Consider the following 23,327-nt stretch of genomic DNA (forward strand, 5'->3'; position numbering starts at 1 on the left):
AGATGGACTCGAATGAAAAAGAGCTAAGCCTCACCCCAATTCCTGGGAAGAGTGGGAAGGCCTACATGGGGACCTACCCAGATGGTGGGCGCGTTTTTGTAAAAATGAATACGACCCCAATCCTTGCGGGTCTAGCAAAAGAACAGATTGCTCCTCAATTGTTATGGAGTCGACGCTTGCCAGATGGAAATGTGATGAGTGCCCAAGAATGGTTGAATGGAGAAATTCTCACGCCTAATGGGATGTCGAAAAAACAAGTCGTCAATATTTTAACGAGATTGCACCGTTCTAGACCTTTGATGACCCAATTGAAAAAACTTGGCTATCCGGTGGAATCTCCTTTAGAGTTGCTCAATTCGTGGAGTAACCGGTTGCCAATTGCCCTACGTCAGAACCACTATATCCAATCGGTCGTAAAGAATTTACGTAAGACAGTGCCTGCCTTTCGGGAGGATTATGCGACGATCGTCCACGGAGATGTTCGTCATAGTAACTGGATTGAGACAGAGAGCGGCTTGATTTATCTAGTCGATTGGGACTCTGTTCGTTTGACAGACCGGATGTTGGATGTGGCGCATATCTTGAGTCACTATATCCCAGATTCTAATTGGCGCGATTGGTTAGGCTATTATGGCTACAAGTACAATCAAAAAGTATTTGATAAACTCTATTGGTTTGGTCAATACTCTTTCTTGTGCCAAATTGCTAAATACTATGAAAATAATGATTTAGAAAATGTCAATCGCGAGATCTATGCTCTGCGCAATTTCCGGTTGAAATATGGAAAGGAAATATGAGAGTTAGAAATCGCAAGGGAGCGACTGAATTATTAGAAGCGAACCCGCAATATGTGGTCCTAAATCCAGAAGATGCCAAGGGAAAGTGGCACGAGATTTTCGGAAATGACCATCCTATTCATATCGAAGTGGGTAGCGGAAAAGGGGCCTTTATTACTGGGATGGCTAAGGCCAATCCAGAGATCAACTACATTGGAATTGATATTCAAAAATCGGTCTTGAGTTATGCTTTAGATAAGGTCTTAGAAGCTGATCTTCCTAACATTAAATTGCTTTGGGTAGACGGAGATAGCTTGACCAACTATTTTGAAGATGGGGAAATTGATCAACTCTATCTGAATTTTTCAGATCCTTGGCCTAAGAAACGTCATGAGAAGCGTCGTTTAACATACAAGACCTTCTTGGATACCTTCAAGCAAATTCTTCCAGAACATGGGGAGATTCACTTTAAAACAGATAATCGAGGTCTGTTTGAATACAGTTTGGTGAGCTTTTCACAGTATGGTATGACGTTGAAGGGTGTCTGGCTAGACCTTCATGCTAGTGATTTTGAGGGGAATGTCATGACGGAATATGAGAAAAAGTTCTCAAGTAAAGGACAGGTCATTTACCGTGTAGAAGCACAGTTTTAGCATATTCCTTGCAATCATTGGGGAATCGTGTTATAATACCTTAAATGAATAGAAAAGGAGAGGCGGGGAAATATCTTCGCCTCTTATCTATGAGGAGGTGGCAACCATCGCAACGATTGTTGACTTAGTAACAGAAGTGATTCAGGCAGCTATAAAGGAACCATTTGAATTGGTCGATGTTGAATATGGCAAAATGGGTGGTGACTACGTCTTAAGCATTTTCGTAGACAAACCAGAAGGGATCACACTGAATGATACAGCGGATTTGACAGAAATCATTAGCCCGCTATTGGATCAAATCAAACCAGACCCATTTCCAGAACAGTACTTTTTAGAAGTTACCAGTCCTGGCCTGGAGAGACCATTGAAAACCAAGGAAGCACTCGAGGGAGCTGTTGGCAAGTATGTCAATATCAGCTTGTATAAGGCTGTTGAAAAACAAAAGGTTTTTGAGGGGAACTTGGTAGGTTTTGAAGAGGATGTTTTGACCATTGAGTATATGGATAAAACACGAAAGAAAACTGTAGAAATTCCTTATAACCTTGTGTCCAAAGCAAGGTTGGCTGTAAAATTGTAACAGAATGAAAGAAAGGATGCCTTTATAATAGAGGCAAGAAAAACATGAGTAAAGAAATGCTAGAAGCCTTCCGCATTTTGGAAGAAGACAAAGGGATCAAAAAAGAAGATATCATTGAAGCCGTCACAGAATCATTGCGTTCAGCTTATCGCCGTCGTTATGGACAATCAGAAAGTGCAGCGATTGAATTCAATGAAAAAACTGGAGATTTCCGTGTTTATACGGTTCGTGAAGTGGTGGATGAAGTCTTTGATAGTCGCTTAGAAATCAGCTTGAAGGATGCCTTAGCCATTAGCTCTGCTTATGAGTTGGGGGACAAGATCAAGTTTGAAGAAGCACCAGCTGAATTTGGTCGTGTAGCAGCTCAATCTGCTAAACAAACGATCATGGAAAAAATGCGTAAGCAAACGCGCACCATCACCTATAACACTTATAAAGAACATGAAAATGAAATCATGAGTGGAACAGTGGAGCGCTTTGATAATCGTTTTATCTATGTCAATCTTGGTTCGATCGAAGCTCAATTGTCTAAGCAAGATCAAATTCCAGGAGAAGTGTTCCAATCTCATGATCGGATTGAAGTCTTTGTCTACAAGGTAGAAGATAATCCACGTGGTGTCAATGTCTTTGTTAGTCGAAGCCATCCTGAAATGATCAAACGTTTGATGGAACAAGAAATTCCTGAAGTCTATGATGGAACTGTTGAGATTATGAGTGTAGCGCGTGAAGCTGGAGATCGTACAAAAGTTGCGGTTCGCAGCCATAATCCAAACGTAGATGCGATTGGGACTATCGTTGGTCGTGGTGGATCGAATATTAAAAAGATTACCAGCAAGTTCCACCCAGCTCGATACGATCAAAAATTAGACCGTATGGTTCCAACAGAAGAAAACATCGATGTCATTGAATGGGTTCCAGATCCAGCTGAATTTATCTACAATGCGATCGCTCCTGCAGAAGTGGACCAAGTTATTTTTGATGATGAAGATAGCAAACATGCTCTCGTTGTGGTCCCAGATAACAAATTATCTCTTGCCATCGGTCGTCGTGGTCAAAACGTTCGTTTAGCAGCTCATTTGACTGGTTACCGCATCGATATCAAATCTGCTAGTGAGTTCGAAGAAATGGAAGCAGCTCAGGAAACTTTTGAAGACCAAGTAGAAAGTGACGAAGAGCAAGTCGATTAAGAGAGGGAGGGAAAATGGTAAAAACAAGAAAAATCCCTTTAAGAAAATCTGTCGTTTCAAATGAAATTATTGATAAGCGCGATTTGCTCCGCATTGTCAAAAATAAAGAAGGACAAGTCTTTATCGATCCAACTGGCAAAGCCAATGGTCGAGGTGCTTACATCAAGCTAGACAATGAAGAAGCGGCACTTGCTAAGAAAAAGAAAGTTTTTAATCGTAGCTTTAATATGGAAGTGGAAGAAGCTTTCTATGATGAATTGATCGCTTATGTAGATCATAAGGTGAAGAGAAGAGAGTTAGGCCTTGAATAAGCAAAAGATAAGTAATTTGTTGGGTTTGGCGCAAAGAGCAGGAAAACTCATTTCTGGAGAAGAACTCGTGATCAAAGCAATCCAGGAAGAAAAAGCAAAATTAGTTTTTCTGGCAAATGATGCAGCTAGTAACCTGACAAAAAAGGTGACAGATAAGGGTCACTATTATGAGGTTCAAGTATCTACCGTGTTTTCAACACTAGAATTAAGCACTGCAATTGGACGTGCCCGTAAGGTCGTCGCTGTTGTAGATGCTGGATTTTCAAAGAAAATGAGGTCTCTTATGGAATAGAAGAGGAGGACAGCAATTGTCTAAGAAAAGATTATACGAAATTGCCAAAGAATTGGGCAAGGAAAGTAAGGAAGTCGTCACTCGAGCGAAAGAATTAGGTTTTGACGTCAAGAGTCATGCATCTAGTGTCGATACTGATGTTGCTGAAAAGTTGATCAAGAGCTTTTCAGCGAAAAAAGAAACAGTCGAAAAGAAAGTAGCAGAAGTGGCTGCCAAGACAACGGCTGTCGCAGAGAAAAAAGAAGCAGCGCCCGTCAAAAAAGAAGGAGCAACTGAGACAAAATCAGTAACGCCAGCTGCTAAACCAAAGAGTCGTAACTTTAAAGCGGAACGAGAAGCGCGTGCAAAAGAGCAGGCTGAACGTAGGAAACAACAAGACAATCGTCCAAAACGCGATCGCAAAGACAATCAGCGTCATGGTGACAACCGAAATCAACGACCACAAGAGCGAAATGAACAGCGTAATCAAGGTTTTGATCGTCGTAATAACCGACCAGATCAAAGACGTGGTGCACAGCCCCAAGTGGCACCAAAAGTTGATTTCAAAGCGCGTGCAGCAGCACTGAAAGCTGAACAAAATGCTGAATACGCACGTGGAAGTGAAGATCGCTACAAACAACAAGCTGTAAAAGCAGAACAAGAACGTCAACAGCGCCGGAAACGGGTAGAAGTACCAGAAGTGAAAGCACCTGTACAGGAGCCAGCTGTTGAGAACCATACAAAACCAGCTGTTGCTGCTGCTCCAGCTCAAGTCGATACACGTCGTAAGAAACAAGCGCGACCAGATAAGAAACGCGATGATTTTGATCGTGAAGAAGATGGTCCAAGAAAACAACAAAGGAATCGAAATAGTCAAAATCAAGTGAGAAATCAGAGAAATAGTAACTGGAATAACAATAAGAAAAATAAAAAAGGAAAGAACAACCGTAATGATGCTCCAAAACCAGTAACAGAGCGTAAATTCCATGAATTACCAAGTGAATTTGAGTATACGGATGGAATGACGGTTGCCGAAATCGCAAAACGCATCAAGCGTGAACCGGCTGAAATCGTCAAGAAACTCTTTATGATGGGAGTCATGGCGACTCAAAATCAATCGCTGGATGGAGATACGATTGAACTCTTGATGGTGGATTATGGAATTGAAGCCAAGAAAAAGGTTGAAGTGGACAATGCCGATATCGAACGCTTCTTCGTTGAAGATGGTTATTTGAATCCAGATGAGTTGGTAGAGCGTCCACCAGTTGTCACCATCATGGGACACGTTGACCACGGTAAAACTACCCTTTTGGATACCCTTCGTAATTCACGTGTAGCAACAGGTGAAGCGGGAGGAATCACTCAACATATCGGTGCCTACCAAATCGTGGAAAATGGTAAGAAGATTACCTTCTTGGATACACCTGGACACGCAGCCTATACTTCTATGCGGGCTCGTGGTGCATCTGTTACCGATATTACCATCTTGGTTGTAGCAGCAGATGACGGGGTGATGCCACAGACTATCGAAGCCATCAACCACTCAAAAGCGGCTAATGTTCCAATCATTGTGGCTATTAACAAGATTGATAAACCAGGAGCTAATCCAGAGCGTGTCATCGGTGAATTGGCAGAGCATGGAGTTATGTCAACAGCTTGGGGTGGTGATTCTGAGTTTGTAGAAATCTCAGCTAAGTTCAACCAAAATATCGATGAACTCTTGGAAACGGTCCTTCTTGTGGCTGAAATCCAAGAACTCAAGGCAGATCCAACTGTTCGTGCCATCGGTACCGTTATCGAAGCGCGCTTGGATAAAGGAAAAGGTGCGGTTGCAACCCTTTTGGTTCAACAAGGTACTTTGAACGTCCAAGACCCAATCGTTGTCGGAAATACCTTTGGACGTGTTCGTGCCATGACAAACGATCTTGGACGCCGCGTGAAAGTGGCTGGACCATCTACTCCAGTTTCAATTACTGGTTTGAACGAAGCACCAATGGCGGGTGACCACTTTGCGGTTTATGAAGATGAAAAATCTGCGCGTGCAGCCGGTGAAGAACGTGCGAAACGTGCGCTGATGAAACAACGTCAAGCGACCAACCGTGTCAGCCTTGAAAATCTCTTTGATACCTTGAAGGCTGGTGAAGTGAAATCTGTTAATGTCATTATCAAGGCTGATGTACAAGGTTCGGTTGAAGCTCTTGCTGCTTCTCTTCAAAAGATTGAAGTAGAAGGTGTCAAGGTTACCATCGTTCACTCAGCAGTTGGTGCCATCAACGAATCAGACGTGACCCTTGCGGAAGCTTCAAATGCCTTCATCATTGGATTTAACGTTCGCCCTACGCCACAAGCGCGTCAACAAGCTGAGGCTGATGAGGTAGAAATCCGTCTTCACTCAATCATCTACAAAGTGATTGAAGAAATGGAAGATGCCATGAAGGGAATGTTGGATCCTGAGTTTGAAGAGAAAATTATCGGGGAAGCGGTTATTCGTGAAACCTTTAAAGTCTCTAAAGTGGGTACCATCGGTGGATTTATGGTCCTCAGTGGTAAGGTCACTCGTGATTCCAAGGTTCGTGTCATTCGTGACGGTGTCGTGATATATGACGGTGCTCTTGCAAGCTTGAAACACTTCAAAGATGATGTCAAAGAAGTGACAAATGGTCGTGAAGGTGGATTGATGATTGAAGGCTACAATGATATCAAGACAGACGATACCATTGAAGCCTACATCATGGAAGAAATTAAAAAATAAGAGGCTGACTAGGAAAAAAGAGGACTTTTCTCTGATTTCCTAGTTTTTAAACACAAAGCAGAAAGGAGTTCCTATGGCAAGTCATTTTCGGACAGATCGAGTAGGGATGGAAATCAAGCGTGAAGTCAATGAGATTTTACAAAAGAAAGTCCGTGACCCGCGTGTTCAAGGCGTTACTATTACGGATGTTCAAATGCTAGGTGATTTGTCTATGGCCAAAGTGTATTATTCAATTATGAGTGATTTGGCTTCAGACAATCAAAAGGCTCAGACAGGCCTTGAAAAAGCAACAGGAACCATCAAGCGTGAATTAGGTCGGAATTTGAAACTGTACAAGATTCCGGATCTTACTTTTGTCAAAGACGAGTCTATCGAATACGGTAACAAGATCGATGAGATGTTACGCAATTTGAACAAAGACTAGAGAGGTTGGAAATTTTCCACGCCCAGATTGAAAGACAAAGTCTTCTTAGAAACTTTCCTTAGGTGAGTACGGACGTCAGCGAACTTCTTCGAAGTTCCATGACTAATTATTGAGCCTAAGGTCTCAATAATTCCGAGTACCTGAAACTATTAAGTTTCAGGTACTTTTCTCACGACGAAAAGTTTCAGTAGATGATTGAATCACTCTAACGAGTAACATTTCTTTTTATAGAATTTATTAGATTTATAAAAAAGAATAGTTTGTCTACAGTCTCGGGTTGGAAATTTTCCACCCTCTTTTTTTGGCTCTTAAAACGAGGAAAATAAAACAGAAGGAAAAAACGGTTTCAAAAAATAATAGAAATTTACAGAAATCTCTTGTGTGATTGGAAATTATCCTTTACAATAGGAGAGGAGTTTTATTTCTGATCTCAAATTTGGAGGAATGAACATGTCGATTAACTGGCAGGAAATTGTATTTAACTTTTTGGGAGGCCTGGGGCTCTTTCTCTATAGTATTAAAACCATGGGAGAAGGCTTGCAACAGGCTGCAGGAGATCGACTTCGCTACTATATTGATAAATATACGAGTAATCCCTTTCTAGGGGTTCTAGTAGGGATTGGGATGACTGCCTTGATTCAGTCGAGTTCAGGGGTTACAGTGATTACGGTCGGTCTGGTGAGTGCAGGACTTCTAACCCTCCGTCAAGCTATTGGTATTGTTATGGGGGCCAATATTGGAACGACTATTACCTCCTTTATCATTGGTTTTAAATTAGGAGACTACGCTCTTCCCATGCTCTTTATCGGAGCGGTTTGTCTCTTCTTTACCAAAAATCGTTTGGTTAATAATGTTGGACGAATCGTTTTTGGTGTCGGTGGTATCTTCTTTGCCCTCAACTTGATGAGTGGGGCTATGGAACCTCTTAAAGATTTGCAAGTCTTTCGTGACTATATGGTGCAGTTAAGTAAAAGTCCTATCTTGGGTGTCTTTGTTGGATCAGGCTTAACACTTTTGATTCAGGCCTCTTCTGCAACCATTGGTATCTTGCAAAATCTCTATGCTAGTCATTTGATTGACCTGAAAGGAGCCCTCCCAGTTCTCTTTGGTGATAATATCGGAACGACCATTACAGCTATCATTGCTTCCTTGGGAGCTAATATTGCGGCCAAACGTGTGGCAGGTGCCCATGTAGCCTTTAATGTTATCGGAACCATTATCTGTCTTGTCTTCCTTGTTCCGTTTACCTCTTTGATTCAATGGTTTGAAACGACTCTTCATTTATCCCCAGAAATGACCATAGCCTTTGCTCACGGAACCTTTAATATAACCAATACCATCATTCAATTCCCATTCATTGGAGCTTTGGCATACTTTGTAACCAAACTGATTCCTGGTGAGGATGAGGTTGTCAAATATGAGCCACTCTACTTGGATGAAAACTTGATCACTCAAGCGCCTTCGATTGCTCTTGGGAACGCGAAAAAAGAATTGCTTCATTTGGGTGGTTATGCAAGAAAAGCCTTTAGTCTTTCTTATGAATTTATTCTTCATCAAAATGAAAAAACAGCTGAAAAAGGTCATAAGACAGAAGAAGCCATCAATACTATTGATGAGGATTTGACTCGTTATTTGATTCGTTTGTCGAGTGAAGCCTTGAGTCCGAGAGAAAGTGAAGTTCTCACCAATATTTTGGATTCCTCACGGGATTTGGAGCGAATTGGAGATCACGCGGAATCTTTGATCAATCTGACCGATTATTTGATTCGCAAGAAAGTCGTTTTTTCAGAAGCTGCCTTGGCTGAGTTGGAAGATATTTATAGCCAGACTCAAGAATTCGTGGAGGATGCATTAAAGTCTGTTGAGAACAATGATGTGACTCTTGCAAACGAACTGGTAGTACGTCATGAGGCAATTGAGAAGTTGGAGAAAAGACTTCGGAAAACTCATATTCGTCGTTTGAACCAAGGCGAATGTACGCCACAAGCCGGAGTGAACTTTATTGATATTATTTCTCACTATACACGTGTTGCAGACCATGCCATGAATCTCGCCGAAAAAGTACAAATCGAGCAAATTTAAGTAAGAGTCAAACAGAGTAAGTTGAAAGCTTACTCTGTTTTTTTTTGATCCTTCTCAAAAATAGGTCTAGACCATTTACAAATGGAACTGAAAGCGATATAATATGTATGAATATAAATGGAACACAGTTCCTACAATGGAAAGGACGATTTTATGTCTACATATATTAAAGCAGATCAATTTTATTACCCACATGGAATTCGCCGCGGAGGTTATTTGGAACTCGTTGATGGCAAGTTTGGAAAACATGTGGAAAGCTTACCAGAAGGTGCGGATGTGCTGGATTATTCTGGTTATAGCATTGCCCCAGGCCTGGTAGATACCCATATTCACGGTTTTGGTGGGGTAGATGTTATGGATAATAATATCGAAGGCACTCTCCATACCATGAGTGAAGGTCTCTTGAGTACAGGGGTTACGAGCTTTTTGCCTACGACCTTGACTTCCTCTTACGAACAGCTTTTGGCGGTAACTGAAAATATCGGTGCACGCTACAAAGAAGCAACAGGCGCTAAGATTCGCGGTATTTATTTTGAGGGACCTTATTTTACAGAAAAATACAAGGGAGCTCAAAATCCAGCTTATATGAAGGATCCAAGTATGGAAGAATTCCGTGCTTGGCAAAAAGCTGCCAATGGTCTGTTGAATAAGATTGCCCTTGCTCCTGAGCGTGAAGGGGTAGAAGACTTTGTTCGGACCATTACAGGAGAAGGAGTGACTGTCGCTTTGGGACACTCCAATGCTACTTTTGAAGAAGCTAAAAAAGCGGTTGATGCAGGTGCGAGTGTCTGGGTGCATGCCTACAATGGTATGCGTGGTTTGACGCACCGTGAACTCGGTATGGTTGGTGCCATGTATGAGTTGCCTCATACTACAGCAGAGTTGATCTGTGATGGTCATCACGTTGATCCACTAGCTTGTGATATCCTGATGAAGCAAAAAGGGAAAGAAAATGTTGCCTTGATTACTGACTGTATGACAGCTGGGGGCTTAGAAGACGGGGACTACATGCTTGGGGAATTCCCAGTTGTGGTCGCCGAAGGGACTGCGCGTTTGAAATCAACTGGCAATCTGGCTGGCTCAATCTTGAAATTGAAAGATGGAATAAAAAATGTTGTAGAGTGGGGCATTGCCAACCCTCATGAGGCAGTGATGATGGCCAGTCTTAATCCGGCAAAATCAGTCCATATTGATGATGTTTGTGGTCAAATCCGTGAAGGATATGATGCAGACTTCATCGTGCTTGACCAAAATTTGGATCTGGTGGCGACCTATCTCGATGGGGTCAAACGTTACCAGGCTACGAACTAGACTCAAGAATCAAAGATAGAGTAAAACCTCTCTAGGTCATAGCTGGAGAGGTTTTAGTGACGTATTCATAGGTTTTAAACAGTCTGTAGGGGCTTTTTTTTACCAATGGTAGTGCAATTTTGTGAATGCTGTCTTTTCATGCTATAATGGGAATTGAAATGTGAGGTAGCTTATGAAGGCAATTGATATACGTTTTTTATTGATGGGAATTTTTTTCTTGCTCTATGGTATTGTAAGAAAAAATATCTTTATTGTGATCGTTGGTGGGGCATTTTTAGTTTATAGTTTTTATAGCAAGAAGATGGAGCCAACCAAGAAGAATATTTTTAAGCCAGAGCTCAAGCTTCGAGGGCCTAAGAAACCGAAATCGAAGAAAGGAAAGAAAAAATGAATCATTATCGTTTAAATAATGGAGTGGAGATTCCTGTATTGGGATTTGGAACTTGGAAAGCAGCGGATGGAGAAGAAGCTTATCAAGCTGTTTTAGCTGCTTTAAAAGCAGGTTATCGCCATATTGACACAGCTGCGATTTATCAAAATGAAGAGAGTGTAGGGCGTGCGATCAAGGATAGTGGTCTTAAGCGTGAAGACTTGTTTATTACCACCAAACTTTGGAATACGAATCATACCTATGAAGATGCTCAAGCTGCTTTGGAAGCGTCTCTTGAAAAGCTGGGCTTGGACTATGTCGATCTTTATTTGATTCATTGGCCAAATCCAAAGCCCCTTCGAGAAAATGATGCTTGGAAAAAACGAAATGCTGAGGTTTGGCGAGCAATGGAAGATATGCTAGCTGCTGGCAAGGTTCGGGCTATTGGTATTAGCAATTTTCTGCCTCATCATTTGGAAGCCCTCCTTGAAACAGCTCACGTCATACCGGCTGTGAACCAAATTCGTTTAGCCCCTGGGGTTTACCAAAGCGAAGCCATTGCAGCAAGTCGCAAAGATGGTATTTTACTAGAAGCTTGGGGACCTTTTGGCCAAGGAGAATTGTTCCAAAATGAACAAGTAAAAGAAATGGCTGCCAAATATGGAAAGACTGTCGCTCAACTAGCCCTGGCATGGAGTTTGCAAGAAGGCTTCCTTCCATTGCCCAAATCGGTTACGCCTGAGCGGATTGCAAGTAATCTAAATTGCTTTGATTTTGAATTGACGGCAGATGATGTGGAACTCCTTCGCCATCTTCCGGTTGAAGCAGGTGCACCAGATCCGGACACCAAAGATTTTTAAAAGAGCATTTCTATTCATTAATGAAAACCGAGGACAGTTTTGTTCTCGGTTTTTAAAATCCTTTCAATGATTAAATAATTTTAAAGCTCTAACAAAAAACAGATGTTCTATAATACTTTTCCGCATTTACTAACATTTTTCCGAACAAAAATAAATCAATAACTAGTAACATTCGCGAATATTACATTTGTGTTACAATTCATTTTTGAATGAATTTTCAGACAATTTTGCGTTATAATAGTTACTATTAAAATAAAAGGGGAGTTTCTATGAATAGACAAGAACGTTTTTCATTAAGAAAATACAAATTTGGTGTAGCCTCAGTTTTATTAGGGGCTGTTTTGGTATTTGGATCTGCACAAGCGAGTGCAGAAGAACAAGCGGCGAGCCAAACGAGTGCTGGAACACAGCTTGTAGCAACTACTCAACAGGCACCTGCTGAAGAAGAGCATTCACAAGCAACAGAAGCAAGTACAGCAGTTGCTAGTGAGAAAGTTGAAGTTACAAAAGACGCAGCTGTTGCAGCAAAGACAGTTGATACAAAAGAAGCTACTGTTGTTGAAAAAGCAGAAGCTCCTAAAGAGACAGCCACTGTCCCAGAAACAAAACTGGAAGTAGCGGAAAAACCTGTAGAAAAATCTGTAGAAAAAGCGACAGAAGTGGCTACTGCGACAAGTTCGGAAACCACTGAGCGTCATGATGTGGCTGAAAAGCCTCAAAGTATTGGAAGTGACGAAATCATTACTGTTCCCCAAACCTGGAAGCAAGGCTATAAAGGGGAAGGGATGGTGGTCGCCGTCATCGACTCTGGTTTGGATGTGAACCACGAGGTTCTTCGGATTACCGATCCTTCAAAAGCTAAGTTTAAAAACCAAGAAGAAATCGAAGCTGCTAAGAAAGCAGCAGGAATTGATTACGGTAAATGGTACAACGACAAAGTTGTCTATGCCTATGACTATTTTGATGGTACAGATAATATCAAAGAGGCTGAAAGAGATTCTCACGGGATGCACGTTACAGGGATTGCGACGGGGAATCCTGATAAAGTAGCAGGCAACGGAGAAAAGATTTATGGTGTAGCACCAGAAGCGCAAGTTATGTTTATGCGTGTCTTCTCAGATCGTCAAAAAACAACGGGATCTGCTCTTTATGTAAAAGCAATTGATGATGCTGTAGCTCTTGGTGCAGATACTATCAACATGAGTCTTGGCTCTACGACTGGTTCTACGGTCAATGCGGATTCAGATATTGTGGATGCCATTAAACGAGCGCGCGCTAAAGGCGTATCTGTCTTAATTTCTGCAGGAAATAGCAATACTTTTGGGAATGGCTATTCAAGACCAGCTGCAGAAAATCCAGATTACGGCTTGGTCGGAAACCCATCAACAGTAGAGGACTCTATTTCTGTTGCTTCAATCAATAATAAAATCATTACCACAGAGGTTTTCGAAGTCAAAGGTCTAGAAGGTAATGCAGAAGTAGATAACGGGAAGTTTGACTACAGTAAATCTGCAACAGATACAGACTTTGAAAAAGGTAAAGAATATGAGTATGTATCAGTTGGTCTTGGGAAAGAAGATGATTTCAAAGATCTAGATCTTACCGGTAAATTGGCGCTTATCCAACGCGGGGAAATTCCATTCTCAGAAAAGATTGCCAATGCCCTCCATCATGGTGCAGTAGGGGCCATGGTTTACAATAATGTAGAAGGATCTAATCTTGGAATGGCAATTGATGGAGATGCTAAGAAAATTCCATCTGTCTTCATTTCAAAACGCTATGGGGAAGCTCTTAAAGCTGGATCTTACAAAGTTGTCTTTAACAATACCATGGCTAACCGTCCATCTCCAGAAGCAGACCAATTGTCTGATTTCTCAAGCTGGGGTGTGACAACAGATGGTCAGTTGAAACCAGATGTCACAGCACCTGGTGGGAATATCTTCTCTTCTTTGAATGACAATACCTACGGGGATATGAGTGGTACTAGTATGGCTTCACCTCACGTGGCAGGTGTCGCCGCCTTGGTCAAAGAATACCTTGTGAAGCATCACCCAGAATTGACTCCAGAACAAGTTTCTGCAACTGTCAAAGCCTTGATTATGTCTACGGCTAAACCACATGTTAATAAAGAAACCGGTGTTTATACTTCTCCACGTCAACAAGGAGCAGGGGTTGTAGACACAGCTGCAGCCGTTTCAACAGACTTGTATGTGACTGGTGAAAACAACTATCCAAGCGTTACTCTTGGTAACGTTGGAGATAGCTTTACATTTAATGTGACGGTTCACAATATTTCAGATACCGATCGTACCTTGAAAATGTTGGTGAATACTGACACAGATGAAGTGAAGGATGGTAAATTTACCCTTCGTCCACGTAAATTAACAGAAACTGCTTGGCCTGAAGTAACCGTGAAAGCACATAGTTCTGAAACAGTTACAGTGAAAGTCGACACAAGTAAATTCACAGAAGAATTAAGCAAAGAAATGCCAAATGGCTATTTCCTTGAAGGATTTGTTCGTTTTGTCGATCCAGCAGATGATGGGGATGTGGTTAGCTTGCCATTTATGGGATTCAAGGGAGAATTCCAAAACCTTCCAGCGGTTGAAAAACCAATCTATGATTTAGTTCGTGAAGGAAAAGATGGCTTCTACTATCATGTTCCAAAAGATTTGAATATCTCATCGAGTGCGAATGTTTCTGCGCTCGTCACCCTTCAAAATGACCTTCTCCTTACACAAGGGAAACGTGATGGTCGTCGGATTACCGTTCTTGGTATTGAAGAAAATGCGGAAGGAACTCATGCTCTTCAACTAGATGAGAATGGAAATGTTCGCATTGCCATTTCACCAAATGAAGATGGAAATAAAGACCTCGTTGAATACAAGACGGTTGCTCTTCGAAACATTGAAAACCTTCATGCAACTGTCTACGCAGCAAGCGATACGGAACATAAAAATCCGCTGTGGGAAGGAACTCCATCTGATCATCGTAAGAACTTCTTTGATGGCAATGAAAAGAACCCACGCAGTTACACACTAGATAATACTGCTTGGAACGGTACCGATGCAAATGGGAAAGCAGTAGCAGATGGTGTATATGATTATGTCATTCGTTACACCCCAATGGTTCCTGGAGCTGAGGAGCAATCAACAACCTTCAAGGTTCAAGTCGATACTCAAAAACCAGTGATCACATCTGGATATATCCGTTTCAAGGATGGGGCTCAACAGTTTATAGCACGTAAAGCCAAAGATGTTGGCGATGGTGGTATCTTAACTGAAAAACTCGTCTACGTGACTCCATTCGATGATCAGGGGACAATGGTCCAAACCAGTGAAGATAAGAATGGTACACGTGCGCTTGAAAATTACCATGTGATCAAGGCCAATGCAGATGGTAGCTTCGATCTTCCTGAAAATATCGATAAGAAGAATATCTACTACTATGTAGAAGACTTTGCGGGTAACGTAGATTATGTTTCACTAGCTGATTTAGTTCGGGATCAAAATAGTGGTCGGGTTCAAATTGCAGTTCGTGACGCTAAAACGAACAAAGATTTGGATACTATGTATGTTTACCGAATCAAAGATAGCAATGGTCAATACGTATCAGTTGATAAGACAAAAGATATTAACTTCTTGAACTTTGGTCATTATACTGCAGAAATCTTTACGTATGATCGTACAGAAGTGAAATTTGTCAGCAGCTTGACGCAAGAATTTGATTTGACAGAGGATAATAGTTTCCAAACGATCGCTTTTCTTGCCAATACTTTAGAATATGCACCAGTTAGCATCAACTTTGATCAACCGGTTTCAAAAGCGGCTACGATTGTATTAAAAGGGGCAGATGGTGAAAACTTTGTCTTGCCTGCTGAAAAATATGGTAAAAATGGCTTTGGTAAATCTGTAGCAACTGGTCAATATACCTTGGTTGCAACTCTTCCTACAGGCTATGAACTAGCTGAGGAAGCACCAGTGATTTCAGTTGTCGCAGGGCGCAACAACAATTACCGTATTGGAGTGATCTCAAAAGTGGATCTCTTAGCTGCTTTGAACAACCAAGCAGATGTTACAAAGACAGCGCAATACTTCAATGCCAGTGCGGATAAGAAGGAAGCCTATGATCAAGCCTTGCAAGCGGCCCAAGCAGCCTTGACCAACAAGGTTAGTCAAGAGCAAGTCAACCAAGCTCTAGCTAGTCTTGAAGCTGCCAGCCAAGCTTTGGATGGGAAAGATTCAAACGTTGCGGCCTTGAAAGAAGCTATGCAGGCTTACGATGCTACGACAAAAACTGGTCGTTATGCCAATGCCAAAGAAAAAGTACGTCGCGACTACGATCGTGCTTTCCAAACAGTAGCCTTGCTTGCAGTTGATCCAACTGTGAAACAAGAACAAATCAATCAAGCACTTGCTGAGCTTAGCCGTGCAGAAGGAAAATTAAACGGGAAAGCAACTGATTTTTCAAGTCTTGAAAAATACATCAAGGAAGAATTGAAGTTCCAAGAAAAGAATGCGAAATTCATCTATGCTGGAAATGAAGAAAAAGAAGCTTACCTAGTAGCCTTCAAGGATGCACAAACCATCCTTTCAAATCCAGGAGCAAGCCAACAAGATGTGAAAGATGCTTTGACAGCCTTGAAGAATGCCAAGAAAAAACTTCATGGTAAAAAACCAAAAGCTGCAAGACGTCCATAAGAAAAACAACATTGTTTGTTAGCCTAAAATCCGTATGAAACGATTGTTTCATGCGGATTTTAATTTACAAGTCACTAAAAATCTGCTATAATACTAGTCAAGAAAGAAGGGCTTACGGCGTTTTTCTAGCGAGCTTGGGATAGTGAGAGCCAAGTAGAGCAAGGTAAGCAAGTGGCGCTTTCTCTCAGTAAAAAGCTGAGTAAAGTAAAATAAAATGAAGTAATAAATTAGGGTGGAACCGCGTTTCTAACGCCCCTAGGTCATAGACTTAGGAGTAGAGACACGGTTCTTTTTGTATCCTAAGTCACAAGAAACTTTATGAATAAGGAGTATTCAATGTCAAAAAAACTAACCTTTCACTGCGTTAGTGGCAGATACCTCCTTACAGTCGGACTGCCCAACGCTCAGCATTAAGGTGCCTGAGCTAGACGCAGTACTAACTCGTCTTGCCTCGTATGATCAACGAGACAGACTCGTGTCGCAAGAAATTATAGAAAAAGGAGTAAATAATGTCTAAAAAATTGACTTTCCAGGAAATCATCCTTACTTTGCAACAATACTGGAATGACCAGGGTTGTATGCTCATGCAGGCTTATGATAATGAAAAAGGTGCGGGAACCATGAGTCCTTACACTTTCCTTCGTGCCATTGGTCCTGAGCCATGGAATGCGGCTTATGTAGAGCCATCTCGTCGTCCAGCGGACGGTCGTTACGGGGAAAACCCAAACCGTCTTTACCAACACCACCAATTCCAAGTGGTGATGAAACCATCACCATCAAACATCCAAGAGCTCTACCTTGAGTCATTGGAAAAATTGGGGATCAATCCTTTGGAGCACGATATCCGTTTCGTTGAAGATAACTGGGAAAATCCATCAACTGGTTCAGCTGGTCTTGGTTGGGAAGTTTGGTTGGACGGTATGGAAATCACTCAGTTCACCTACTTCCAACAAGTTGGTGGTTTGGCAACTGGCCCAGTAACTTCTGAGGTCACTTACGGATTGGAACGTTTGGCTTCTTACATCCAAGAAGTAGACTCAGTTTATGATATTGAGTGGGCTCCAGGCGTTAAATACGGAGAAATCTTCCTTCAACCAGAATATGAACACTCAAAATATAGCTTTGAAGTTTCTGACCAAGATATGCTTCTTGAAAACTTCGAAAAATTTGAAAAAGAAGCAGGGCGTGCTTTGGAATTAGGCCTTGTTCACCCTGCCTATGACTACGTTTTGAAATGTTCACACACCTTCAACTTGCTTGATGCACGTGGAGCAGTATCCGTTACAGAACGTGCCGGTTACATTGCCCGCATCCGTAACTTGGCCCGTGTCGTAGCTAAGACCTTCGTTGCAGAACGTAAGAAACTCGGTTACCCACTTCTTGACGAAGCCACACGCGCCAAACTCCTAGCAGAAGAGGAAGAATAAAGAGAGTATATTAAATAGGATTGGGTTATAGAGGGATCCTACAGAACCAGTTGCCGCAGTGATAGAGGTATCGTTAGAGAAACTAACGATACCAGGCAAAATTGGAGACCTTAGGCTCCGATTTTAGCAATGAAACGACGCAGTCGGTTGCTTGCGTGCCAATCACATAAGGCAAACTGGAAAAAAAGATATTTTTCGGAGAAAAAACATGACAAAAAACTTATTAGTAGAACTTGGACTTGAAGAGTTGCCAGCCTACGTTGTCACACCAAGTGAAAAACAACTCAGTGAGAAAATGGCAGCCTTCTTGGATGACAACCGTCTTTCATACGAAAGCATTCAAACCTTCTCAACACCACGCCGTTTAGCTGTCCGTGTGATTGGTTTAGCAGATCAACAATCTGATTTGACTGAAGATTTTAAAGGACCTTCTAAGAAAATCGCCTTGGATGCAGATGGAAACTTCTCAAAAGCGGCTCAAGGATTCGTCCGTGGGAAAGGCTTGACGGTTGATGATATCGAATTCCGTGAAGTCAAAGGTGAAGAGTACGTTTATGTCACGAAACACGAAGCTGGTAAACCTGCCAAAGAAGTCTTGGCTGGCGTTCCAGAAGTGCTTGCTTCATTGACCTTCCCTGTAAGCATGCACTGGGCTAACAACACATTTGAATACATTCGCCCAGTTCACACCTTGATCGTTCTTTTGGGCGACGAAGCGCTCGACCTTGACTTCTTGGATATCCATTCAGGTCGTGTGAGCCGTGGACACCGTTTTCTTGGACATGAAGTAGAAATTACTAATGCGGATTCTTATGAAGAAGACCTTCGTACCGTTTACGTGATTGCGGATAGCAAAGAACGTGAAAACATGATTCGTGAGCAAATCAAAGCCATCGAAGCAGAACAAGGTGTTCAAGTCCAAATCGAAGAAGGACTTTTGAATGAAGTCTTGAACTTGGTCGAATACCCAACTGCCTTTATGGGAAGTTTTGACACTAAATATTTGGACGTTCCAGAAGAAGTCTTGGTGACCTCAATGGAAACGCACCAACGTTACTTTGTTGTACGTGACCTTGATGGTCAGCTTAAACCAAACTTCATCTCCGTCCGTAATGGGAACGCTGAGCACTTGGAAAATGTCGTTCGAGGAAATGAAAAAGTCTTGGTGGCACGTCTTGAAGACGGTGAATTCTTCTGGCGTGAAGACCAAAAACTCAAGATTGAAGACCTCGTGGCTAAATTGGCAAACGTGACCTTCCATGAAAAAATTGGTTCCCTTTCAGAACACATGGCCCGTGCTGGTGTTATTGCCGCTTCACTAGCTGAACAAGCTGGTTTGACTGCTGAAGAAACAGCAGCCGTTGCTCGTGCAGCTGAAATCTACAAATTTGACCTCTTGACGGGTATGGTCGGAGAGTTCGATGAATTGCAAGGAATCATGGGTGAAAAATACGCCCTCCTCGCTGGTGAAGATGCTGCGGTTGCGACAGCTATCCGTGAGCACTACCTTCCTGATTCAGCAGACGGAGCCCTTCCAGAGACTAAGGTTGGTGCCATTCTTGCCCTTGCAGATAAATTGGATACCCTCCTTTCCTTCTTCTCAGTTGGCTTGATTCCATCAGGTTCAAATGACCCTTATGCGCTTCGTCGTGCAACACAAGGGATTGTTCGTATCTTGGATGCCTTTGGTTGGCATATCCCTATGGATGAGTTGATTGACAGCCTCTACGGACTTTCATTTGATAGTCTTTCATATGACAATCAAGCAGAAGTGCTCAACTTCATCAAGGCGCGCGTGGACAAGATGATGGGACGCACACCAAAAGATATCAAAGAAGCTGTTCTTGCTAGTTCAAACTTTGTCGTGGCAGATATGCTGGAAGCAGCTGAAGCTCTTTCAGAAGCTGCGAAGACGGATGGTTACAAGGCAGCTGTTGAATCCCTCTCTCGTGCCTTTAACTTGGCAGAAAAAGCAGATGCTTCAGTAGCGGTCGATGCTAGTCTCTTTGAAAATGATCAAGAAAAAGCCCTTTCTAAAGCGATTGAAGAGCTTGAATTGACTGGTTCAGCTAGTGATAAATTGGCTCAACTCTTTGCTCTTAGCCCAGTCATTGATGCTTTCTTTGACAATACCATGGTGATGGCAGAAAATGAGGCTGTTAAAAACAACCGTTTGGCCCTTCTTGCAGGCCTTGTAGCGAAAGCTAATGCTGTTGCAGCCTTTAATCAATTGAACACAAAATAAGTACCTGATGACAGGTAGAAAGTAGGTTTTATTATGACACCTGAAAAAATCGCTCGAATCAATGAGCTTGCTAAAAAGAAAAAAACAGAAGGTTTGACGCCAGAAGAAACAGTGGAGCAAGCAAAACTTCGTGAAGAATATATTGAAGGTTATCGTCGTTCGGTTCGTCACCACATTGAAGGGATCAAAATTGTGGATGAAGAAGGTAACGATGTAACACCTGAGAAACTACGCCAAGTGCAACGGGAAAAAGGTTTGCATGGCCGTAGCCTCGATGACCCTAATTCATAAGCAAAAGAGTGCTGGAAGAGACTCCAGCACTCTTTTTAATCTATAAAATTCAGAATATTCTGGACTAGATTGACCAATTTTTAAAAACATGGTATAGTAGATTGTGTGAAAATTTGAAGTATACTTTTCTGAAAATGTACAGAAAAAGAATTGGAGTAATCATATGTCAAAAAAACATCATCCTAGTCAAGAAACCGAAAATGGGATGGTTCGTGGTCTGCAAAATCGGCATGTTCAGCTGATCGCTATTGCAGGAACCATCGGGACAGGGCTCTTTCTTGGAGCTGGTCGTTCCCTTTCTTTGACAGGTCCCTCTATTATTTTAGTCTATATGCTGACTGGCGCCTTCATGTACTTGATGATGCGGGCGATCGGAGAAATGCTCTATATGGATCCTGATCAACACACCTTTATCAACTTTATCACCAAGTATCTAGGAAAAGGTTGGGGTTATTTTTCAGGATGGTCCTATTGGGTCTCCTTGGTATTTTTGGGAATGGCAGAGATCACCGCTGTTTCCAACTATGTCCAGCTTTGGTTTCCAAATTGGCCAGCCTGGCAGATTCAAATTATCTTTTTAGCGCTTTTAAGTTGTGTAAACTTGATCGCTGTGAAGGTTTTTGGAGAGGTTGAATTCTGGTTTGGAATGATCAAGATTGTCACGATTTTAGCCCTGATCGCAACAGGGATCTTTATGGTGACGACGAACTTTGAAACACCAGCTGGACACGCTAGCTTAAGTAACATTACAAATGGTTTTCAAATGTTTCCAAATGGTTGGGTCAAGTTCGTCATGGCCTTCCAAATGGTCTTCTTTGCTTACCAAGCGATCGAATTTGTTGGAATTACTACTTCTGAAACAGCTAATCCCCGACAAGTATTGCCAAAAGCTATTAAAGAAATTCCAATCCGGATTGTGATCTTTTATGTAGGAGCTTTGTTGGCGATTATGGCTATTTTCCCTTGGCAACAGCTTCCTGTCAATAAGTCACCGTTTGTAACAGTCTTTCAGATGGTAGGAATCAAGTGGGCAGCAGGATTGATTAATTTTGTTGTACTGACAGCTGCGGCATCTTCCTTGAATTCTACTCTCTATTCAACAGGGCGTCACTTGTACCAGATTGCAAAAGAAACACCAAACAGTAAAGTGATGAATCGTTTGAAACTGAATAGCTTATCTCGTATGGGAATTCCAAGTCGGGCGATTATTTTTTCTGCGATTGTGGTTGCTGTTTCAGCCTTTATCAATGTCTTGCCAGGTGTCTCAGATGCCTTTGCCTTGATTACGGCATCTTCTTCTGGTGTCTACATTGCTATTTACATTTTGACTATGCTTGCCCATCTTAAGTACCGTAAATCGAAAGAATTTATGCCAGATGGTTTTGTCATGCCAGCCTATAAAGTGTTGAATCCATTGACCATTGTTTTCTTCCTCTTTGTATTCGTTTGTCTCTTCTTGCAAGAATCAACATACATTGGAGCGATTGGAGCAACCATCTGGATCATTCTTTTTGGGATTTACAGCAATTGGAAACATAATCAATAAACCGCAAGAGAGTGGGACAGAAGTCCTAGCCACTCAATTGTTTTTGGATTGTCGAGCAAGACGCAGTGGTTGAGTGGGCTCTACTACGCTGATTTCATCAGCTTTTACAGCCCTACTCAACTGTGCGGAGGTGGGACGACGAAATCGAATTCTAACGAATTACCGATTTCTGTCCCACTCTCTTTATTATTTCAGAGCTAGTTTCCTTTTGGTAAGAAATTTCTTGGGGGATTAGAAAAAAACAGAGGTGGAAGAAATTAGTTTTCTTCCATCTCTGTTTTTTGTTTTTGAATGGTTTTTTTGAGCCACAAAAGTGAGCCAACTAGGATCAGGGCAGCAAGCCAAAAAATCCAAGCCTCAATAGTGGTTAGAAAAAAGTAAAGAGCGATAGCATCGACCAATAAAAGTGGGATGAGAATCTGTTTTCTTATTTTCATAAGAATATTGTATCATAAATTCTAGAGGAAACAAGTGAAATAAAGCCTTTCTAGGTATTTTGTAGGATCCGAAAAGGTCCGATAGGATTAGTTAGTGAATTTTCTTTCAGGAGTGCATCTTGGTCCTATTTGTGGTAAAATAGTAAAGATATGAGTAAAGAATTTCATCATGTAACGGTTTTGCTTCATGAAACGATCGATATGCTGGATGTTAAGCCAGATGGGATCTATGTAGACGCCACATTGGGTGGGGCAGGCCACAGCGAATATTTGTTAACAAAATTAAATGAATCGGGCCATCTTTATGCCTTTGACCAAGATCAGCATGCGATTGAGAATGCTAAGATTCGATTGGCACCTTTCATTGAGAAAGGCATGGTGACCTTCATTAAGGATAACTTTCGTCATTTGAAGGAACGTCTAAACGAATTGGGTGTGACTGAAATTGATGGAATCTGTTATGACCTAGGTGTCTCTAGTCCTCAGTTAGATGAACGGGAACGCGGATTTTCTTACAAGAAAGATGCGCCTCTGGACATGCGGATGAATCAAGAAGCTTCCTTAACGGCTTATGAGGTCGTAAATAGCTACGATTACCATGATCTAGTCCGTATTTTTTTCAAATATGGAGAGGACAAATTTTCCAAGCAAATTGCGCGGAAAATTGAGCAAGCACGAGCAATTAAACCGATTGAAACGACGACTGAATTAGCAGAGATTATTAAATCTGCTAAACCAGCTAAGGAGCTCAAGAAAAAGGGCCATCCTGCTAAACAGATTTTCCAAGCCATTCGTATCGAAGTCAATGATGAACTGGGAGCTGCAGATGAATCGATTCAGCAAGCCATGGATTTGTTGGCCCTCGATGGTCGTATTTCTGTGATTACCTTTCATTCGTTAGAGGATCGATTGACCAAACAATTGTTTAAAGAAGCTTCGACGGTTGAGGTTCCAAAGGGACTTCCCTTTATTCCAGATGATTTGAAACCAAAGATGGAGTTGGTCAACCGGAAACCTATTTTGCCAAGTGATGAAGAGCTTGAGGATAATAATCGATCCCATTCAGCAAAACTACGGGTTGCTCGAAAAATACACAAGTAAGAGGAA

17 protein-coding genes and 2 pseudogenes are annotated in these 23,327 nt (G+C 41.8%); all 19 read left to right on the forward strand.

Going from position 1 to position 23,327, the window contains the following annotated elements; translation table 11 throughout:
* Positions 1-2: 2 nt before the first annotated feature.
* The 19 genes and pseudogenes from ccrZ (at position 3) to rsmH (ending at position 23,321) form a co-directional block, all read left to right on the forward strand.
* Positions 3-797 carry a cell cycle regulator CcrZ gene (gene ccrZ, locus LPB220_RS02570; RefSeq protein ID WP_003003852.1) on the forward strand — a complete coding sequence of 265 codons (795 nt, stop codon included), beginning with the start codon at positions 3-5 and terminating at the stop codon, positions 795-797.
* A complete protein-coding gene (gene trmB / locus LPB220_RS02575; RefSeq protein ID WP_101771033.1) occupies positions 794-1,429 on the forward strand; it encodes a tRNA (guanosine(46)-N7)-methyltransferase TrmB in 636 nt (211 codons plus the stop codon). The genes ccrZ and trmB overlap by 4 nt, the downstream gene beginning before the upstream one ends.
* 97 nt (positions 1,430-1,526) lie before the next feature.
* Positions 1,527-2,006 (forward strand): ribosome maturation factor RimP, encoded by a 480-nt coding sequence (gene rimP, locus LPB220_RS02580; protein ID WP_101771032.1) that lies wholly within the window; start codon positions 1,527-1,529, stop codon positions 2,004-2,006.
* A 44-nt stretch (positions 2,007-2,050) separates the two neighbouring features.
* Positions 2,051-3,193, forward strand: a complete 1,143-nt coding sequence (nusA, locus tag LPB220_RS02585) for a transcription termination factor NusA (protein WP_031575236.1) — start codon at positions 2,051-2,053, stop codon at positions 3,191-3,193.
* A 14-nt stretch (positions 3,194-3,207) separates the two neighbouring features.
* The gene (rnpM, locus tag LPB220_RS02590; protein WP_003010401.1) at positions 3,208-3,504 is read left to right on the forward strand and encodes an RNase P modulator RnpM; all 297 of its coding nucleotides are present in this window, start codon (positions 3,208-3,210) and stop codon (positions 3,502-3,504) included.
* Positions 3,497-3,796, forward strand: a complete 300-nt coding sequence (locus LPB220_RS02595) for a YlxQ-related RNA-binding protein (RefSeq protein ID WP_003010399.1) — start codon at positions 3,497-3,499, stop codon at positions 3,794-3,796. The genes rnpM and LPB220_RS02595 overlap by 8 nt, the downstream gene beginning before the upstream one ends.
* Before the next feature lie 16 nt (positions 3,797-3,812).
* Positions 3,813-3,936, forward strand: a pseudogene (locus LPB220_RS10960) (translation initiation factor IF-2 N-terminal domain-containing protein); the annotation flags it as partial.
* A 98-nt stretch (positions 3,937-4,034) separates the two neighbouring features.
* Positions 4,035-6,527: pseudogene (gene infB / locus LPB220_RS02600) on the forward strand (translation initiation factor IF-2); the annotation flags it as partial.
* Positions 6,528-6,600: 73 nt separating this feature from the next.
* Positions 6,601-6,951, forward strand: coding sequence for a 30S ribosome-binding factor RbfA (gene rbfA / locus LPB220_RS02605; protein WP_003003976.1), 351 nt, complete (start codon positions 6,601-6,603; stop codon positions 6,949-6,951).
* A 450-nt stretch (positions 6,952-7,401) separates the two neighbouring features.
* A complete protein-coding gene (locus LPB220_RS02610) occupies positions 7,402-9,033 on the forward strand; it encodes a Na/Pi cotransporter family protein (RefSeq protein ID WP_150906783.1) in 1,632 nt (543 codons plus the stop codon).
* Positions 9,034-9,186: 153 nt separating this feature from the next.
* Positions 9,187-10,344, forward strand: coding sequence for an N-acetylglucosamine-6-phosphate deacetylase (gene nagA / locus LPB220_RS02615; protein WP_150905402.1), 1,158 nt, complete (start codon positions 9,187-9,189; stop codon positions 10,342-10,344).
* 172 nt (positions 10,345-10,516) lie between these two features.
* Positions 10,517-10,735, forward strand: coding sequence for a hypothetical protein (locus tag LPB220_RS02620; RefSeq protein WP_049515157.1), 219 nt, complete (start codon positions 10,517-10,519; stop codon positions 10,733-10,735).
* Positions 10,732-11,574 (forward strand): aldo/keto reductase, encoded by an 843-nt coding sequence (locus LPB220_RS02625; RefSeq protein ID WP_150905404.1) that lies wholly within the window; start codon positions 10,732-10,734, stop codon positions 11,572-11,574. Before LPB220_RS02620 ends, LPB220_RS02625 begins: the two co-directional genes overlap by 4 nt.
* 269 nt (positions 11,575-11,843) lie before the next feature.
* The gene (locus tag LPB220_RS02630) at positions 11,844-16,274 is read left to right on the forward strand and encodes a S8 family serine peptidase (protein ID WP_150905406.1); all 4,431 of its coding nucleotides are present in this window, start codon (positions 11,844-11,846) and stop codon (positions 16,272-16,274) included.
* Positions 16,275-16,783: 509 nt separating this feature from the next.
* Positions 16,784-17,701 carry a glycine--tRNA ligase subunit alpha gene (glyQ, locus tag LPB220_RS02635; RefSeq protein ID WP_002886077.1) on the forward strand — a complete coding sequence of 306 codons (918 nt, stop codon included), beginning with the start codon at positions 16,784-16,786 and terminating at the stop codon, positions 17,699-17,701.
* 208 nt (positions 17,702-17,909) lie between these two features.
* Positions 17,910-19,946, forward strand: coding sequence for a glycine--tRNA ligase subunit beta (gene glyS / locus LPB220_RS02640; RefSeq protein WP_150905408.1), 2,037 nt, complete (start codon positions 17,910-17,912; stop codon positions 19,944-19,946).
* Positions 19,947-19,979: 33 nt separating this feature from the next.
* Entirely contained in the window at positions 19,980-20,237 is a 258-nt protein-coding gene (locus LPB220_RS02645) for a DUF896 family protein (RefSeq protein WP_003010384.1), read from the forward strand.
* A gap of 163 nt (positions 20,238-20,400) precedes the next feature.
* Positions 20,401-21,783 carry an amino acid permease gene (locus LPB220_RS02650; protein WP_150905410.1) on the forward strand — a complete coding sequence of 461 codons (1,383 nt, stop codon included), beginning with the start codon at positions 20,401-20,403 and terminating at the stop codon, positions 21,781-21,783.
* A 587-nt stretch (positions 21,784-22,370) separates the two neighbouring features.
* Positions 22,371-23,321, forward strand: coding sequence for a 16S rRNA (cytosine(1402)-N(4))-methyltransferase RsmH (gene rsmH / locus LPB220_RS02665; protein WP_024054758.1), 951 nt, complete (start codon positions 22,371-22,373; stop codon positions 23,319-23,321).
* Positions 23,322-23,327: the final 6 nt, after the last annotated feature.

It is taken from the genome of Streptococcus sp. LPB0220 (assembly GCF_008727815.1).
Classification (GTDB): domain Bacteria; phylum Bacillota; class Bacilli; order Lactobacillales; family Streptococcaceae; genus Streptococcus.